Origin of the sequence: Neobacillus vireti (assembly GCF_036962465.1) — a bacterium.
GTDB lineage: Bacteria > Bacillota > Bacilli > Bacillales > Cytobacillaceae > Neobacillus > Neobacillus vireti_B.
The window spans coordinates 95,827-112,867 of the sequence record NZ_JBALNF010000021.1; the positions used below are offsets into that span (position 1 = coordinate 95,827).

The 17,041-nt window shown below is 39.1% G+C and carries 19 protein-coding genes; 14 read left to right on the forward strand and 5 right to left on the reverse strand.

Translation table 11 applies throughout. From position 1 onward, the window contains the following. Positions 1-112: 112 nt before the first annotated feature. Together V7077_RS09095 and V7077_RS09100 are read right to left on the reverse strand one after the other, a co-directional pair. Positions 113-466 (reverse strand): DUF898 family protein, encoded by a 354-nt coding sequence (locus V7077_RS09095; protein ID WP_335500603.1) that lies wholly within the window; start codon positions 464-466, stop codon positions 113-115. Positions 467-636: 170 nt separating this feature from the next. Next, positions 637-1,098 (reverse strand): hypothetical protein, encoded by a 462-nt coding sequence (locus V7077_RS09100; RefSeq protein ID WP_335500605.1) that lies wholly within the window; start codon positions 1,096-1,098, stop codon positions 637-639. A gap of 81 nt (positions 1,099-1,179) precedes the next feature. On the opposite strand from V7077_RS09100, the gene V7077_RS09105 reads away from it, so the two are divergent. Beyond that, a complete protein-coding gene (locus V7077_RS09105; protein ID WP_335500607.1) occupies positions 1,180-2,061 on the forward strand; it encodes a VanW family protein in 882 nt (293 codons plus the stop codon). A gap of 83 nt (positions 2,062-2,144) precedes the next feature. Continuing rightward, on the forward strand, positions 2,145-3,146 hold the full coding sequence (locus tag V7077_RS09110) for a DUF3231 family protein (RefSeq protein WP_335500609.1): 1,002 nt from the start codon (positions 2,145-2,147) through the stop codon (positions 3,144-3,146). 71 nt (positions 3,147-3,217) lie between these two features. Here V7077_RS09110 and V7077_RS09115 read toward each other — a convergent pair whose 3' ends face one another. Beyond that, positions 3,218-3,925 carry a slipin family protein gene (locus V7077_RS09115; RefSeq protein ID WP_335500612.1) on the reverse strand — a complete coding sequence of 236 codons (708 nt, stop codon included), beginning with the start codon at positions 3,923-3,925 and terminating at the stop codon, positions 3,218-3,220. 294 nt (positions 3,926-4,219) lie between these two features. Further along, a complete protein-coding gene (locus tag V7077_RS09120) occupies positions 4,220-5,521 on the reverse strand; it encodes a hypothetical protein (RefSeq protein WP_335500614.1) in 1,302 nt (433 codons plus the stop codon). Between the two features lie 199 nt (positions 5,522-5,720). Here V7077_RS09120 and V7077_RS09125 point away from each other — a divergent pair, with 199 nt between their 5' ends. Both V7077_RS09125 and V7077_RS09130 read left to right on the forward strand, forming a co-directional pair. After that, positions 5,721-6,170, forward strand: a complete 450-nt coding sequence (locus tag V7077_RS09125) for a VanZ family protein (RefSeq protein WP_335500616.1) — start codon at positions 5,721-5,723, stop codon at positions 6,168-6,170. 257 nt (positions 6,171-6,427) lie between these two features. After that, the gene (locus V7077_RS09130) at positions 6,428-8,050 is read left to right on the forward strand and encodes a diguanylate cyclase domain-containing protein (RefSeq protein WP_335500618.1); all 1,623 of its coding nucleotides are present in this window, start codon (positions 6,428-6,430) and stop codon (positions 8,048-8,050) included. A gap of 385 nt (positions 8,051-8,435) precedes the next feature. On the opposite strand, the gene V7077_RS09135 is transcribed toward V7077_RS09130, so the two are convergent. Beyond that, complete coding sequence (locus V7077_RS09135) at positions 8,436-9,248, reverse strand: alpha/beta fold hydrolase (RefSeq protein WP_335500620.1); 813 nt, start codon at positions 9,246-9,248, stop codon at positions 8,436-8,438. A gap of 301 nt (positions 9,249-9,549) precedes the next feature. Between V7077_RS09135 and V7077_RS09140 the strand changes: the two genes are divergently transcribed. The 10 genes from V7077_RS09140 (at position 9,550) to V7077_RS09185 (ending at position 17,025) form a co-directional block, all read left to right on the forward strand. After that, complete coding sequence (locus tag V7077_RS09140; RefSeq protein WP_335500622.1) at positions 9,550-9,684, forward strand: hypothetical protein; 135 nt, start codon at positions 9,550-9,552, stop codon at positions 9,682-9,684. 216 nt (positions 9,685-9,900) lie between these two features. Then, on the forward strand, positions 9,901-10,839 hold the full coding sequence (locus tag V7077_RS09145; protein ID WP_335500624.1) for a LysM peptidoglycan-binding domain-containing protein: 939 nt from the start codon (positions 9,901-9,903) through the stop codon (positions 10,837-10,839). 535 nt (positions 10,840-11,374) lie between these two features. Further along, a complete protein-coding gene (locus V7077_RS09150) occupies positions 11,375-12,178 on the forward strand; it encodes a hypothetical protein (RefSeq protein ID WP_335500626.1) in 804 nt (267 codons plus the stop codon). A 41-nt stretch (positions 12,179-12,219) separates the two neighbouring features. Then, positions 12,220-12,579, forward strand: coding sequence for a hypothetical protein (locus tag V7077_RS09155; RefSeq protein ID WP_335500628.1), 360 nt, complete (start codon positions 12,220-12,222; stop codon positions 12,577-12,579). 188 nt (positions 12,580-12,767) lie between these two features. Continuing rightward, the gene (locus V7077_RS09160) at positions 12,768-13,103 is read left to right on the forward strand and encodes a hypothetical protein (protein WP_335500630.1); all 336 of its coding nucleotides are present in this window, start codon (positions 12,768-12,770) and stop codon (positions 13,101-13,103) included. A 58-nt stretch (positions 13,104-13,161) separates the two neighbouring features. Continuing rightward, a complete protein-coding gene (locus tag V7077_RS09165; RefSeq protein WP_335500632.1) occupies positions 13,162-14,040 on the forward strand; it encodes an FAD:protein FMN transferase in 879 nt (292 codons plus the stop codon). Position 14,041: 1 nt separating this feature from the next. Continuing rightward, positions 14,042-14,578, forward strand: a complete 537-nt coding sequence (locus tag V7077_RS09170; RefSeq protein ID WP_335500634.1) for a ferric reductase-like transmembrane domain-containing protein — start codon at positions 14,042-14,044, stop codon at positions 14,576-14,578. 190 nt (positions 14,579-14,768) lie between these two features. Continuing rightward, positions 14,769-15,308: a CBO0543 family protein gene (locus tag V7077_RS09175; protein ID WP_335500636.1), complete on the forward strand. Its 540-nt coding sequence runs from the start codon at positions 14,769-14,771 to the stop codon at positions 15,306-15,308. Between the two features lie 171 nt (positions 15,309-15,479). Next, complete coding sequence (locus tag V7077_RS09180) at positions 15,480-15,692, forward strand: aspartyl-phosphate phosphatase Spo0E family protein (protein WP_335500637.1); 213 nt, start codon at positions 15,480-15,482, stop codon at positions 15,690-15,692. A 136-nt stretch (positions 15,693-15,828) separates the two neighbouring features. Then, entirely contained in the window at positions 15,829-17,025 is a 1,197-nt protein-coding gene (locus V7077_RS09185; protein WP_335500638.1) for a class I SAM-dependent rRNA methyltransferase, read from the forward strand. Positions 17,026-17,041: the final 16 nt, after the last annotated feature.

A 17,041-nucleotide genomic window follows, 5' to 3' on the forward strand; every position in this document is an offset into this window, starting at 1 on the left:
AAAAAAACTCCACTTGGAAAGCATTTAATTGAAGAGAGTCATATCTCAATGAAAGAACTGGTTAAAAATAAAATAAAGCCTTCCAATCGGAGGCCTTATTTATACTAAGCGTTTAATTAGCAAATGAAGTATGTTTTGTTTTCCATTTTTCCATTGCAATAAACAGCCAAAAACTATAAATTCCTAAGGTAATTAAGCATAGAAACCACCATTTTATCCAGTTCCCAAACCATCCAACTGCAGATCCAGTGAATTGTAATCTTCTCCCATTGATAACTGTGTGTCGTGTTTTCCATCCTAAAATCATCGTAATCGCCCAGGGGTAGCAAATTCCCAATGTGCAGACCGTTACAAGTCCTCCTAGGATAGACCAGCCTATGTACTGAATTAGACCTCCATCAAAATAAGATTTTTCTTGAGGATGTGCAGCAAAATTATGCTCTACGTTTGCTGTTAATTCACTCACTAAATTTCCCCCTAAGTATAATAAATAATATAGGAGAATTGTACCATAAACGAATGAGTAAAAAACTATAATTGGATAATGCCAATTAGAATGACACTTTTTCCATATTTGTTTGTCTTTTTAAAAAATATCTTCTCAAGTCCTAATAGAGGGGGGAGCAATGCTGATTTTTAATACTTCACAAATGTGGTAATCCCATAATGGCTCAAATAATTTCGATGACTCAGTTCTTCTACCCACTTTTTTGCGTTGAATTGATACAAACCATAAATGTCTTTGTACGTGAAACTTCCAACATTAACTTCAATCGGCTCCGGGTGTGCTTCCATTCTTTGTTTGTATTCCTCAAAGGCGTGTTGATTTGGCACATAGTAAATTTCCAACACCTCTCCGACTTCCATATACTTTTCAATGTATGCTAAAAATAAACGGTTTCCAACTCCATTGACCTCATAAATATAGGGCAAAGAAAATAAACCATCCACGATCCTTTCCCAATATTTATCTACTTCCTGAACAGAGAAATAAATAGCATCCTCCTCACGTTCAAAAACGGTTCGATTATTGTATTCTTCGATTTCAGCGGGGATTTTAAACGGTCTGGATGAAGCGAGAAATGTAATTTGTGTCATTTATATTTCCTTTCTTGGCTTACATTGAATTACATGAAATTGACCATTTTACTCATAATAAAGGTAGGGAGGTTTCAGCGTATGAACTTTACTTGGTTACTTGGACTAATCATGCTAACGCAGCAAGTGAATATGCCAGACGAATTATTAATCACGAACAATGGGCAGCCTATCTCAGTGGTAAATCGTACGAACTTTTCGACCATTATGCCGGAATTACCTATTATTAATCCGGAAAAATTAAAAACATATATGGACGAATTGGACAAGCAGGTGTCTTCCATGCCTAGAAATGCCATTATTGATCACAACGGAACAATCATCCCAGAGCAGGTCGGTTATCGTTTAAATCGAGAGCTTTTTACTGAAAAGGTTCTTTCTTATTATTTTAATAAGGGATCATCAGAAGTGGAAGTTCCTTTACAAATGATTTCTCCTAAGGTCGATAGTGAATTACTAGGAAATATTAAAATTGAAAAAATTGGGCAATACCTAACCTACTTTAATTCCAATAATAAAAAAAGAAATCATAATATTTATCTTGCCGCAAAATCGATTAATAATTTTGTTCTTTTTCCGGGTGAAACCTTTTCCTTTAATCAAGTAGTAGGGGAAAGAACCGCAAGAAAAGGATATGTGCCTGCTACTGTAATTGTTAAAGGGGAGTATTCAGAAGACTTTGGCGGCGGCATTTGTCAGGTGTCATCCACCCTCTTTAATGCCATTGATAGTGCCGGTTTGAAGGTGATTCACCGATACTCACACAGCAAAGAAGTTTCATACGTTCCTCCAAAACGGGATGCCACGGTTAGCTGGAATGGCCCAGATTTGATCTTTAAAAATCAATACAACCAACCCATCCTCATTCAAGCCAAAATGTTACGCGGCAAATTAAAAATAGAAATTTACTCTTCCGACGTCATCACCTACAAGCCAAAAAAAGTTCCGTATCTTTCTTATTAATCATGAGCAAGGGAACGGTTCTCTTGCTTCCCGTTTGAAAGCAAAAGAACCGTCCCCATGCATCTAACAGGAGGGGTTATCATATGACTTTGAATGGAATTCCGATTACATCATCAGAATTAGCTAATTTGTGGATGGCTTATCAAGAAAAAACGATGATTATGAGAATTTTAGAGCATTTTATTGAGCATGCCGAAAATGATGAAAGACAATTGTTACAAACCCATTATGATGGGGCTTCCACGACGATAGAGATCATTAAGGAAATTTTCAAACAGGAAGGGGCCGTAATTCCTCTTGGTTTTACAGAAGAGGATATTCATAAAGGCGCGCCAAAGTTATTTGATTACTTGTTCAATATCATGTACTTACATATGATGACGAAGGTGGAAATGAGTCTTTACTCCCTTTTTTGTGGCATGTCCTATCGGAAAGACATTAACGATCTCTTTATCCATTTGACTGCAGAATCGGAAGTGATCAACAGGGATACCACCCAATTCCTTCTAGAAAAAGGGGTTTTGGTACGTCCAGCTTATGTATCGATGCCGAAAGAAGTGCATTTTGTTCAGGATACCAATTATCGGAGTGGTTTTAATTTACTACAAGAGCAGAGGTCTCTTAACACGATTGAGGTTTCCCTGATCCATCATGCAATTGAAACCAACCTTGTCGGAATGCAATTAATGATTGGATTTGCTCAAGTCGCTTCAAATGAGGATGTTCAAGACTATCTTGTCAAGGGAATGAAATTGTCAAGAAAGATTGAAATGGACTTAGGTGAATTTTTACGCCAAAGTTTCATTGAACCTCCAGCTACACATGCCGGAAAAGCAACAGCGTCAAAAATTGCACCATTCTCAGATAAATTAATGTTGTACAATACCAGTTTGTTAACCACCTTTGGACTTGGCAGTAATGCATTAGGCGGTGCTTTTAGCTTACTAAATGACCTGCCTGCCAAAATGGCGCTACTTGCAGCAGAAATTTTCAGATTTGCTCACCAAGGAGGGAAAATTATGATCCAAAACGGCTGGATGGAAGAACCTCCACAAGTTGAGGACAGGACCGAACTCACGAAATAATGTGAGCGGCAGAGCATAGGGACGGTTCTCTTGCTTCCATGCAGGAAGCAAGAGAACCGTCCCTACGCTCCCTACTTTTTGCTACTATTTAAAATATCAATAATAAAGGTGTTTCCCTGCGAAGCTTCAATTGTTTGAATTAACCGAAGTTGGGCTAATTCTGGGTTGTTTTCCAATATCTTAGCGGTGTTGGCTAAGCTTCTTAAGGTGGCCGTTTCCCCGCGTGCTTTCTCTAATAACGAAAGGGCCTCTTTTTTTGCTTTAAGCACTTCTGAATAAACCTTCTTTAATTCTGCTGAAAACATAATATCCTTCAAATCCACTGTGTGAATAGAAAATCCAACTAAAGATCTGTCTTCCAATAGTAAATTTCTGACCTCATCGTTTATTTTTTGACGGCTCTTCAATAGCTCATCCATTTCAATTGAAGATATGACTTCTCGGAGTTTAAATTGTACGCTCATATATAAAGATTCTTGGAAATTTTGATACTCTGAAATCAGTGCTTGGGGATCTAGAATCTGATATTTGACAGCTAAACTAATTTTCACACTAACATTATCAGCTGTTAATAATTCTTGGTCAAAAACCTCCAAATGGGTGGTTGAAGTAAAATAGGTATACTTTCCCGGCCCTATTACTTCTTTAAACTTTCCCTTGTAGAACTTTATTCCACTTTCATATTGAAAAATGGTAACCGTTTTTATGAGTCTCTTGATTAAAATAAATAGAATGAAAATTAAGATAATTAATGACGCAACCATCATAATATCAAACATTCAATCACCTTCTTTCAAAGATTTTGAATCTGCTCACAGCTTGGATTAGCCAATGGAGGTCTTACCTGCAAAATTGGCTAAAACATAAATAACTGTGAGCAGATTCCCTTTAGGGATTAGAACCCTAGATGCACTGGCTCCAAAAGGACACCAGTATCCACAAAGGAGAATGCAAATCAGCTACATCTCTTAAAGATTTTAAAAAATGGCTTAACACTTCTCCAATTATGATTATACCACGGGAAGCATGGGGACGGTTCTTACGCTTCCGAAAAGGAAGCAAAAGAACCGTCCCTATGCTTCGTCAAGCTTCCGCAGAATATCTTCTTGGTAGTGTCTAATTTTAGTATTGCTCCCTAGATACGGTTTTTTTATGAAACGGTCGTTTTTTAACCCGGTATACTGCGGCGCATGGTATCGGCTGATGTTTAAGGTGTCGTTGATGTCTTCATCTTCTGCGATCAGGATATTGATTTTGACCAATCTGGCCAGGTATTCTTGATAATTAAATTCCTCTTGCAGGAAAGTTGGCGACGCTCCTTTTTCGTACAGGTCCTTTATTAGATAATTCAGTTTGCCACGGGCGATAATTGCCTCGTTCATGAGGACATTCCAATCTTCCCCTTGATACTCAGGTTGAACGAGCTTTAAAAAATAGGTTGACCGTGCATCATTATATTTAATAAATCCTTCCCACATGACATCGTTTTTACAATTTTCTAAAGCATGTTGAAAGGCTTTCTTGGATTCCTTCAAATACATCGTGGCAAGCTCGACACTCTCCGTATCTAGCGATGGCATTTTTTGAATCACCTCTTTAAGTCTGTCAATCTCAAAAATATCGCCTTTTCCTAGGTTCAGATTGTCAAATAAGATCGCCATAGCTTTTTTATTGTAAAACAACCCCAGGTAATCAAAGTAAACCGTTTGTGTTACAGGGTTTTTTAACATCGTTCCCCTAACATCAAGTAAAGAAGAGGACATCTTAATTTCTTTCGTGGAAATTAATTGTTGATAGTTAATGACACTATTAATCAACTTAACGGTTTCTTCTATTAAAATTAGATTTCCGGTACTGACCGAAAGGAGATCCTTTTTTCGCTGCTCAATTAAGGAAAGAACGGTTTCCATGTTTTTGAAATTTTCCTGCTGCCGGCCATTTTCTGATTTAAAAAGTGCAGGGAAGAAGATAATAATATCGATAAAATATTGTAAGTTATCGGTAAAATCAATGGCCGTTCTTGATTTCTTTTTAGTAAAGATATCTTTTAACTTTTTAAAAATAGCATCCTCAACCTCTAGTGGATTTGTCATGGGAAAATCTTTTAATAGACTCGTAATAGAAATGACGTAATTTTCATTCTCTAAAACATTTCCCTCCATCTGGGTGATCACATTTACACTGTCAATCGATATGTACGTTTTCATCGCGATATAGAAGGCAATGGTGGACACAACCAATGATAAAACTGTTACAATAAACGTTGTCTTTTCCTGTGTGGAAGTCATCGGATAGATTTCATAGCTAATATAGGTTGAAACGACAATAATGATAAAAATAACATAATAAAGAATAGGCAGTTTAAAATACTTCATCAAGAACACCTTTCACCGTTTATTAGAAGACGCATGGGAGCATGGGGACGGTTCTTATGCTTCCGGACGGAAGCAAGAGAACCGTCCCCATGCTCCTATTTTACTAGTTTACGGCTTTCGTTTACAAGAACTGTTGTCCTTTTAAGTAGCTAGGTAGTACTATAGTAGTTATGGATAGGAACGGAGGAAGATGACATAGATGAATAGAAGAAAATGGTGGATTGTTGCGGCAATCCTGTGGATGGCAGTGATTTTTATTTTTACACAGGCTCCTTACTCTACGGGGAAAAGTACTTCCGATACTCTCCAAAAAATCCTTATGTTTTTCCATATAGACGGAGTGAACCATACAGTAGTAGAACAGCTCAACTTTATCGTGCGAAAACTTACCCACATTACGGTATTCGGCTTCCTTGCCTTCTTATTTTTTAAATGTCTTGAAGTCTACCGATTCGCCTATATCCTTTCGTGGATACTAACAGTTATATATGCGATGACGGATGAATATCATCAATCCTTTATGCCAGGCAGGACTGCTTCGATAAAGGATGTCTTTTTATTTGACTCTGTCGGGGCCTTCGTCGTCCTGCTGGTGACGTTTTTGCTTGTTAGAAAAATAGGAAAGAAGACGAGGTCAAAGATAGAGTAAATCGGCTTTCTTTTTGATTGCGGAGAAATCCAATCGTGCCCCCGGTGTAAAAATTAATCAAACGTTTAATTAGTTGTGCCGACTTTTGCGGATCTCAGTCTAAAAGGAGAAAGAGGAGGATTTCAAAACCCTCCTCTTTCTCCTTTTTCTAAGTTCAAATAAATCCATAAAAAGGCACTGTTCGAAAAAGGTCGAACCTTAGTATAATATGAAATTGGTAAACTATCTTTTCTCCCAGTAAGAATGGAGGAGTTCAAGTGAATTTAAAACTACGCACCTATGTAGCGGTCCTTTTTGCAGTTGGAATCTTTGGAATTACCGCTATTTTAAGTATGATGATTGGAACGCAATCAAGTCAAAAAGTCGAAGAACAGATTGGAAATACACTATCTGCTACAGCTTATAATATGGCCGATAAGTTAGATCATTTTATGTGGTCGAGGGCTGGGGAAATTAATGTGATCAGTCAGTTGAAGGATATCCAGAACCCGGCTGACGCCCAACAGGTTCAAATTCTTCTTAACAAGCTGCAAGAGAGCATTCCTGCCTTTTCATGGGTCGGTGTAACGGATGTCAACGGGAAGGTCTTAGCGGCAACCAATGGAATCTTAACAGGCGGTGACATTTCGAAACGCCCTGTCTATCAAGAAGGAATAAAAGGTTCATTTGTCGGGGATGTTCACGATGCGGTCTTACTGGCTAAACTGCTGCCAAATCCTAGTGGCGAACCACTACAATTTGTTGATATTAGCAGGCCAATTGTCACAGAGGACGGCAAACTTACCGGCGTTATAGCAGCCCACCTCAGCTGGGAATGGTCCCGTGAAGTTGAAAAAGAAATCTTGAAACCGTTAAAAGAAAAGGTAGACGGGGCAGAAATCTTTGTGGTCAGCCAGAAAGATCAACTTGTTCTACTAGGTCCATCTGCTAACATAGGCAAGCGGTTAAACTTAGAAAGTTTGAAGCTTGCCAAAAAGGGTCAGAATAACTGGCGAGTCGAAACCTGGCCAAACGGTCAGAAGTATTTAACTGGCTATGCGTTTGGTGACGGTTATCAGAACTATCCTGGTTTGGGCTGGTCCATTTTGGTCCGTGTGCCAGAGAAGACAGCCTTTGCTCCTGTGCATGACTTACAGAAGTCCATCTTACTGATCGGAGTCGTCTTATCGATTATTTTTGCCTTACTAGGCTGGTTTGCCTCTGCGTTAATCACAAAGCCGCTTCAACAAATCTCTCACTCTGCCAATCGGTTACGAGCAGGCGAGAAGGTGGAAATACCTCATTATAAGGGAATTAAGGATATAGAGATGCTGTCTTTATCACTTCGGGATCTGGTGGAATCATTAGTTCGCACAGTTTCGGACTTGGGTAAGATGGAAAATCTAGCGCACCATGATACGCTTACAGGATTGATGAATCGGATTGCTCTCGATCAGTTTCTGGAAGGAGCGGTGGAAACAGCTAAACAAATGGGGAATCGGCTTACCTTCTTGTACCTGGATTTGGATGGATTTAAACAGGTCAATGATACCTTAGGCCATCAGGTCGGGGATCGTTTACTGCAAGAAACTGCTAAGCGATTGAAAAATTGCGTCCGGAGTAATGAAGGAGTGTTCCGTCTGGGTGGAGATGAGTTTTTGGTTATCTTGTTTACCACTTTCGATAATTCGGTCCAGGAGGCAACGATGGTGGCTGAAAAGATCATCAACAGTCTGAATCAACCGTTCGACCTTCATGATCAAAAAATCAAGGTAGGCTGCAGTATTGGAGCGGCCGTATGGGATGACCAACAGGTTCCATCTTCGGAAATAATTCGTTCCGCTGATGAAGCGCTCTATGTATCCAAACGAACAGGGAAAAATAAGGTTACTTTCTCGTAAGCAGCAGGGGAGTTTCACCATTCTAAAGCCGGTTGCCTATAATTACAGGCGCTGGCTTTAGGATTACGTGTCTCGACAATTCCTTCAGGTCTTTTTAGAGAAAGAGTCAGTGTTGGTACGGCTTTGCTCATTTTTAATCAAATGTTTGATTAAAGGGGAAGGATAGGGGAAAAGGGAGAATGCTGTACGTCCAAACGAAAGTAAAAGAATTTTCCGGGAAATTGATGTTTTTTCTGAAAAAACTTTAAGCTAATTTCGACAATGTTCTTCACCTGATCGATTTAAAATATCAAGAATGACATACACTTGAACGTTTTTAACCAAACGTTTGGTTAAATAAATCCCTGTGGAACATAGTCGAATCGAGGTCGTTAAAAGACCCATTTTATCCAATAAAATGGGCTAGTTCTCGATTCAATTTATCCCGTTCATCGTAGAACAATCCGTGTCCGCTAAATTGAAAAGGGACAAGTTTGGCGTTCTTTATTCCGTTTCTTTGGGCTTCAGCCAAGGGAAAGTGACAAACTCGATCATGAACACCATGAAGAATGAGGGTGGGAACTTGAATTTGTGCTAAATCATAAAACAGCTTTTCTTCGGTTAACCAAGTGTTTGCGATGGCAGCCGTTGCCCAGCCTGCTGCTTGGAGTCCTAACTGGAAAAACCAATCAGAAAATGCTGGCGTTACATGTTGGAAGAAAAACATATCTCCAAACCCGCGCAGCATGTTTGGCCGATCCTTATAGGTGCCTTCAATGATGGTTAATACTTCTTCCTTTTTAAGACCGTAGGGGAAATAGGGGCGTTGAATCAAACTTGGAGCTGCTGCCGCAAGCAGGGTGAGTTTGGAAACCCCATAGCCGCCATGGCGGGCCATATATCTGATCGCAATCGCTCCCCCGGTGGAATGTCCCGCTAGCGTGATGTTTTGTAAATTTAGTGCCGCGATCACGGCCCGGACATCATCCGCCAACCGGTCATAGTCATACCCTCTCCAGGGTTTATCTGACTTTCCGAATCCTCTTTGATCCCAGCCGATACAACGATAGCCCATCTGTGGCAGTTGGGTAAACTGATATTCGAACAATTGGTGGTTTCCCGGCCAGCCATGAAGGAACAAGATTGCCTTGCCGCTCCCTGGATTAACGTCTTCTACATAAAGGGACACGCTGTCTTCCACTTGAATATAGCAGCCCATACGGATTCCTCCATAAGTTGAGTCTTCTTTTAGACTATATTCTTGATTAGGGAGTAAATGAACAAGAAAGTGGGAGCACGGGGACGGTTCTCATGCTTCCGAAGCATGAGAACCGTCCCCGTGCTCCTTCAAAGTGAAAAATAAAGAAAAACGGCGAAAAAGTGAGAAAACACTGTAAAATATACGCTTACAAGGGAAATGTTCCCGCTTTTTTGGTGAATGTTTCCGTTTTCCATGACTTTGTCAAATGAGCTCCTTTTGAACGATAATAAGGATATAAATTATGGAAGGTGGTAATCAAATGATTAAGAAAGTGGAAAACTTTATGAATACTTACGGAAAATACATGGCGGCTACTGCAATAACTTTAAAACCAATGAGTAAAGATGAATTACAGTTTGTGGCTGATTTGTTTAGAAACGACTCTCAAAGATAAGGTTGAGAATCGTTTTTTTTTTGTTATTTTATCCGTATTCCCCCCTTTTCCTTCATACCTTTCCATTTCTATGGAATAGACCATTTCCTCTGTATTTACATAAATAAAACCATATATGTTCTTTAAGCGGAATGCTAAGAATATTATTTTCCAGATTAGCTCTCATCACAATTATCCATGTTGATAGATAGCAGGGGAAGCAAAAGAACCGTCCCCATGATTACCCATGATTACGAGGTGATCCTTATTCGAAATTTAAATGGTGTTGACTGTGCGACAAAACTTAATCGTCCGTTAGCTGCAGGCCTCAAATCCGAGGGTGTACAATACGTTGGACGTTATCTGGGGGATAGTTGGAAGTCAATGGATAAAACGGAAGCCGATGCTATCCTCAATTCGGGGTTACAGTTGGTGAGTATATGGGAAACCAATCCGACTAACGCTGCTTATTTTACCAGGGCCCGAGGGATTTTAGATGCACAGGAAGCCTCACGCTATGCAAAGGCGCTTGTACAGCCAGAAGGCAGTGCGATTTACTTTGCTGTTGATTATGACGCGCAGCCAGCTGACATGGGCTCGATCTTATCCTATTTTGCGGGTGTTCGTAATGCAATTGACCAAAACTTTAAAGTAGGAGTTTATGGCTCCTATTCTGTACTTACCATGCTTTATGATCATATGGCAGTGGATTTTTATTGGCAGACTACTTCTTGGTCCCGCGGCCATGTAGCAGATTTTCATCATATTCTTCAATACCAACATAATCTACCATTAGCAGGTATCCAAGTTGATTATAATGATTTCGTCAATCGTGCAGGATCATGGAGCAGAGGAACATCACAATCCGAACCTCCATCTACCTATACCGTTCAACCAGGCGATACCTTAAGCAAAATTTCCGCCAGATTTGGAACAGCGGTGGATGATTTAGTGAAATTAAATAACATCAAAAATCCTAACCTTATCTATAGTGGACAAATTTTGAAGTTAACTACAGAGCATTCGTCAGAGCCTGTGTATTATAATGTGAAATCCGGCGATACGTTGTCCCAAATCGCTTTAGTTTTTGGGATACCTGTCGCACAGCTGCAAGCTTGGAATGGAATTCCTGATCCGAATGTAATTATCGCCGGTCAAAAAATACGTGTGAATTAAGACTGTGACCAAGTTATTAGATTGTATGGTTTACGAGACAGTCCTCGACAATTCTTTCAAGCATTTTGTGAGAGAAATCCAGTAATGATGCAGTTAAAATTATTTTTAATCAAATGTTTAATTAAGGTCGAATCAATGCGAAAAGATGAGATTGATGGAAGTACCAACGGAAACAATAGAATTTCCCGGAAAATTGACTTTTTTTCTGCAAATATGACAAACAATTTTCGACCCAATTTTTCATTAGTTTAATAGTAAAACTCATATGGAACGTGAATGTTCGCTTTTTTAACCAAACGTTTGATTAAGATAACCTTTAGAGAATAAAGTCGAATTCATGTCGATTACACAAGAGGGAGTAGCTCATTTTATCTAAAAAATGGGCTATTTCTATTCTGTATCATCCATTAGATATCTCTTATAAATAAATGGCTAGTTCAAAAAGTATTCACAATAAAACCCAACCATATAGAAAAGGTAGTATGTTAAAATCAGTGAAAAAGGTAACTGTTTTCAAAGGAAGCAGGAAAATCAATTGTCTAAATCAAAATGGATCAAACTTATTATATTGGTCATTGTCTTCTTTTTTCTTTGGAGTAGTTATATAAAATGGCATGTTAGGTATTCGATTAAACAGTATCTTTCCGAACGCTATGGGATAAAGGAAGATTTTACGTTCATCAGTTATAACAACAATTGGCTTGAAGGGATCGACTATCAAACGATGATCGAGCTAAAAAACCCATACCACTCTTACCTCTACTTTAAAACAGATCGAAATTCCTATGAAATTTTACAAGATCAAAGCGATGATATGTACTTGGGGATATTTGCTGGGGCCTATATGGAACAGCATCCAAAGGTCATTTCATTCACAAAGGAATTAATTCGTAAATACGGATTCATTCGATATCCTAATCAATACAAACCAGATGATTATTTCTTTCCTCGCGATCTCATTGATATCAATATCGATTCCAAACAGCAAAAAAACTTAGAAAAAGAATTCAGAAAGAACCTAATAATAAATACCACAACGCTTCTGCCTAAATTAAAACCGAATAACCCACCAACAAGGATTGCAGATGATATAGGAGTGATCAATTTTACTTTCACTTTTGACCTATCGAAAACTAAGCATCCGGTTCCAAAGGCCGAGGATATCGTAACTGATTTTCAAAAGAGCAGAGTCTTAACCACAGGGATTTATAACGTAAAGGTTCATGTGTTTAAATCTGAAAGTTTTATTGGGAATGATTTTGACAGCATTGTATCCTTCCGAGTTGATGAAAAAGGGACATATACCATCATCTCTAGACCCAATTCTGATGATCTGTAAGCTGTCTCGTAAGATAAAAACAATATATAGGAGTGATTTTAGTGAAAACAGCTGAAGCCTTAGCGTGGCTCAAACGTAACCATAATCCATCGGCATTTGCTTCGAATCGGTTCGGTGAAACGGTTAATGCCATCCAATTCGTTGAAAAGCTATATGAACTTGGCGCAGTTAAGGTAAGTGTTATCGATATTCTGGATGAACCAGAGCGAATGGAGGAGGAGGGAGGTCCCTATGCTGCGTCCTTACTCGTAGATTTGCCTCCAGACAACCAAAGCCGAAATAAGATTATCGAATTTTATAAAAAGGAAATGGAAGAGCAGGGCATTGGTGAAGGAGAAGGCATTTTAGAATGGAATGAAAGTAAAATGAAAGAAGGGTTACTGGGGTTTGGATGGGACTAATTTTTCTCCAAATATTTTATAAATATAAAATTAAAAGCCAATTTCTACTACTTGTAGCAATTGGCTTTTTTTACTATGAAGAAGTTCTTTTCAATTTCTGGGATTTTTTAAGGTTTAGTTAAGATTGTCAATTCATAATACAGACATGGACATAAAGAAAGCATTTAAAACTGAAAGGAGTTCTACCAATGAAAAAACAGAAATTTACCTCTTGGGGAGTGAGTTTTGCAAGTCTTGCTCTCGTTGCCGGAATGATGTCATATATGGGAATAAAAAAAGATACAATAGCCAACACAACCACTGTGGCGACAACACAAACTACAACACAATCAGCTCAAAGCAGTAACCAAGATTCATCGATCACCTATGATATCCCTAGTCAATCAACTGATACGAACACATCTACTGATACAACTGGTTCTACAGACACCAATGGAACTCAGCAGTCAGATCAACAAGTTTCGCAAGACAATTCGTTTCCAAGGCAACATGGAGGCTTTGATACTACCACTGGTGGAACCTGATGAGTTTAAAGGATCATCTCATTTGATCTTTTAATACTACTACAGGAGGAACCCGATCATGAATAAGTATAACTTCAATTCTATGAGTACATTGGTCCAACTATCGATCAATCAAGAACTGTTTGCCAATGATCTCATGCCCGTATACAAATTATTCGCATCTGTCGAGGACACGTGCAGCCGGTTTAAAGAAGACAGTGAATTATCCCGGTTAAATCAACAGCTAGAAAAAGAAGTCGAAGTGTCAGACGCATTATTTAGCATTTTAAAAGAGGCACTTCGATTTTACGAAGAAACAAATGGAGTGTTTAATCCTGGGATTTTGTCAGCGATTGAAAACAGCGGCTATACCAAATCAATTGAGTTGATTAGAGGGCAAGAGTTGACGGCTCCCTTCTCAACAGCCCCAGTGTTTACAAAAATGAGACCTTATCAGTTAGATGAGGATCGCCAAACGGTGGTGCTTTATACTCGAATTGATTTAGGGGGAATTGCAAAGGGCTGGGTGGTGGATCGCACAGCTGATGTCCTATCCCAGTATGGATTTGGGTTTGTGAATGTCGGCGGAGATATTCGGATTTTTGGAAGTCTGCCGCGGCCCTTAAATATTGGCATTGAAGATCCTTTTGATTCATCGAAAATGCTTTCGTCCATCCAAGTATCGGATGGGGCGATTGCTACTTCTACTTCAATGAAAAGAAGATGGAAGGTGAACGGGAGAAGCAAGCATCACCTGATTGATGCGACAACAGGCGAACCATCTGCGAGCACGATTATCTCTTCAACTGTAACAGCGCCAACGGCTGTCGAAGCAGATGTATTAGCAAAAGTGGTCCTTTTATTGGGAGAAGAGCGCGGGAAAGCCTTGCTTTCTGTCAAAAAGAAGACAGCGGTTATTATTAATGAGTTAAAAGAAATCTGGAGAGGTGGCGAATAAAATGGAGTCTTTAGAATGGTACGCAATCCGGGCAACTGGGGTTGTGGCATATCTATTATTATATTTGGCGGCATTAAGTGGATTATATTCGGCGGTACAGAAGAAACGGAAAAAGAAAGTGAATAATCTCCTTCATTTTCATGAAGTAGTCTCGGACTGGTCACTGATTATGACGGGCGGTCACTTAGGAATTTTATTGATTGATGCTTACATGAAATTCAGTTGGTCTGATATCGTGATTCCATTTAGCGGCAGCTATGAAACGATTTCGATGGGATTAGGATCAATTGCGACTTATTTCTTAATTTTAACGATTGTCACGTCTAAGTTCCGTAAGAAAATTGGTTACCAACGTTGGCAGAAGCTGCATGCGCTTAACCCTATTCTGTATATTCTCGTAACAGCACACGGGTTAATGAGTGGTACAGACTTCCAAGGGACGGTTTTGGCTGTTGTTAATATTGTGCCAGTTGTTCTAATGCTTGGAATGTTTCCTTCAGATAAGAAGAAGCTAACGGAAGGAAATGGGGTCATTTAAAAATGGGTTGGAGATTTCTCCAAGCCATTTTTTTATGCTGTTTTTGGGTTGGGCGATTATATTAAGAAAAAGAGCATGTTTCGCTTCGGACCTTTGCTGAAAATAACGATTATATTCTAATCGTTTAAACGCCCTTAATATGAATAATACTATAATGTAGAGAATGAGGTAGAAGGGGGGGGGACGTCTCATGTTACATACGACTATATCATATCTAAGAATGGTGCTGCCTTTTATCTACTTGATTGGCGCCTGGCGGTTTGCTGATTGGAGAAATTGGAAAAAGTATTATCCCACGATCCTTTTCATTATAGCTGTGGATTTTTTTATTTCTGTCCTTATGTCCGAATACCCATTATGGACTTTTGAAGGTTCGATAATCGTTCCCAACCATACCATTGCGGAGTTTATTTTAACCTTTATTACCTTCCCCAACCTGACCTTACTTTACTTATCCTTATACCCGTATCAATCACGTTGGCCTAAGCAAGTCTTCTATATTGGCATCTGGTTTATTGTTGAGGTGATCATGGAGTATTTGTTTAAGAGTGCCAAACTGATCTCTTACTCTCATGGATGGAGCTTTGGCTGGTCATGCCTGGTTTGGCTATTTCTGTTCATTGGCCTACGCCTCCACCATACCCGGCCCCTCTGGGCCTGGCTCCTATGCTTTGTCTGTTCTGCATTTTTGATCCTATACTTTCACATTCCAGTTACGAAGTTTCGATAAGAAGCATGGGGACGGTTCTTTTGCTTCCGGATGAATTCCGAAGCAGGAGAACCGTCCCCATGCTCCCTCCTTGTTAAGGATTTCTTAAGGTTTTTAGTGTATATACTATCAGAGTGGATTTTACAATATCATACAAAAATTACTATAGATGTCATTATGCGGAGAATAGATATGATCAAACCTGGAGTGAAGGATGAAAAGGAAAAGATAGAAAATGCTATTGAATTGTTACGGGCTGAAATGATTCGAATAGGGATGACAGAAGGATTAGGCAGTCAACAAACACTTCAAATTAGTAAAAAGCTTGATCGTTATATCACAAAATATCAAACACTTCATTTAAACTATGAACCTCCTCGCACCAATAAAAACGGTTTGTCTTAACTTAATCGGTTAAACGGCCTCATTATGATTTATAATAATAGTAGGTTGGAAGCATGGGGACGGTTCTTCTGCTTCCAAAAAGGAAGCAAGAGAACCGTCCCCATGCTTCTCCAAAAAAATTTGATTGGATGAAAAGATGAAAAATGATGTTTGTTTTACGGTAAAGGGCAAGTTTGTTGCTAAGTATAAAGGCGGTTATCCGCTTATATTAAGGGAAGCTTTGATTAATTTGGACGAAGGTACGGAAGAAGGAACGATTGTCCGTTTGGTTGATGAAAGGAATCAGTTCATCGCAAAAGGCTATTTTGGCAAACAAAATAAAGGTTATGGGTGGATTATTAGTCGAAATGAGAATGAACCAATTGACCAAAGGTTTTTTGTGAAGAAATTGAAGGAAGCAATCCACTATCGAGAGCGGTTTTTTAAAAGCCCAGATACCAATGCCTTCAGAGTCGTAAATGGCGAGGGCGATGGTTTAGGCGGATTAACGATCGAATATTTTGATGGCTACTATTTAATTACCTGGTATAGTAAAGGGATTTACCGCTTTCGGGAGTATATTATCAATGCTCTGAAAGAATTAGCTCCATTTAAAGCCATTTATCAAAAGAAAAGATTTGCTGTCAGCGGGAAATATATTGAAGAAGATGATTTCGTCGCGGGAGAAAGAGGAACCTTCCCGATTATCGTAAAAGAAAATGGAGTAAACTTTGCGGTTTACTTAAATGAAAGTGCAATGGTTGGGGTCTTTTTAGATCAACGAGATGTCAGAAAACGAATCCGCGATGTGTATGCCGAAGGAAAGAAAGTACTGAATACGTTTTCTTACACAGGAGCATTTTCAGTTTTTGCTGCCGTAGGAGGTGCGCTTAAAACGACCAGTGTGGATTTAGCCAATAGAAGCTTACCTAAGACCGTTGAGCAGTTTAGAGTGAACGGGCTGGATGATGACGCACAGGAGATTATTGTGGAAGACGTATTCCATTACTTTAAGTATGCCGTGAAAAAGCAGTTATTGTTTGATATGGTTATCCTCGATCCGCCAAGTTTCGCGAGGTCAAAGAAGATGGTATTCAGCGCGGAAAAAGATTACAAGAATCTTTTAAAGGAAGCTATTGCGATTACAGAAGATGAGGGGATCATCGTAGCGTCTACCAATTCTAGCTCGTTTAATATGGCAAAGTTTAAAAGTTTTATTGATCAGGCCTTTAAAGAAACAAACAGAAACTATCAGCTAGTGGAGGAATTTTCCCTACCGAAAGATTTTAAAACCATAAAGGAATTTCCCGAGGGTAACTATCTTAAGGTTGCGTTTATTAAGAAATTTTCATAGAAACGAACCTGTTTTT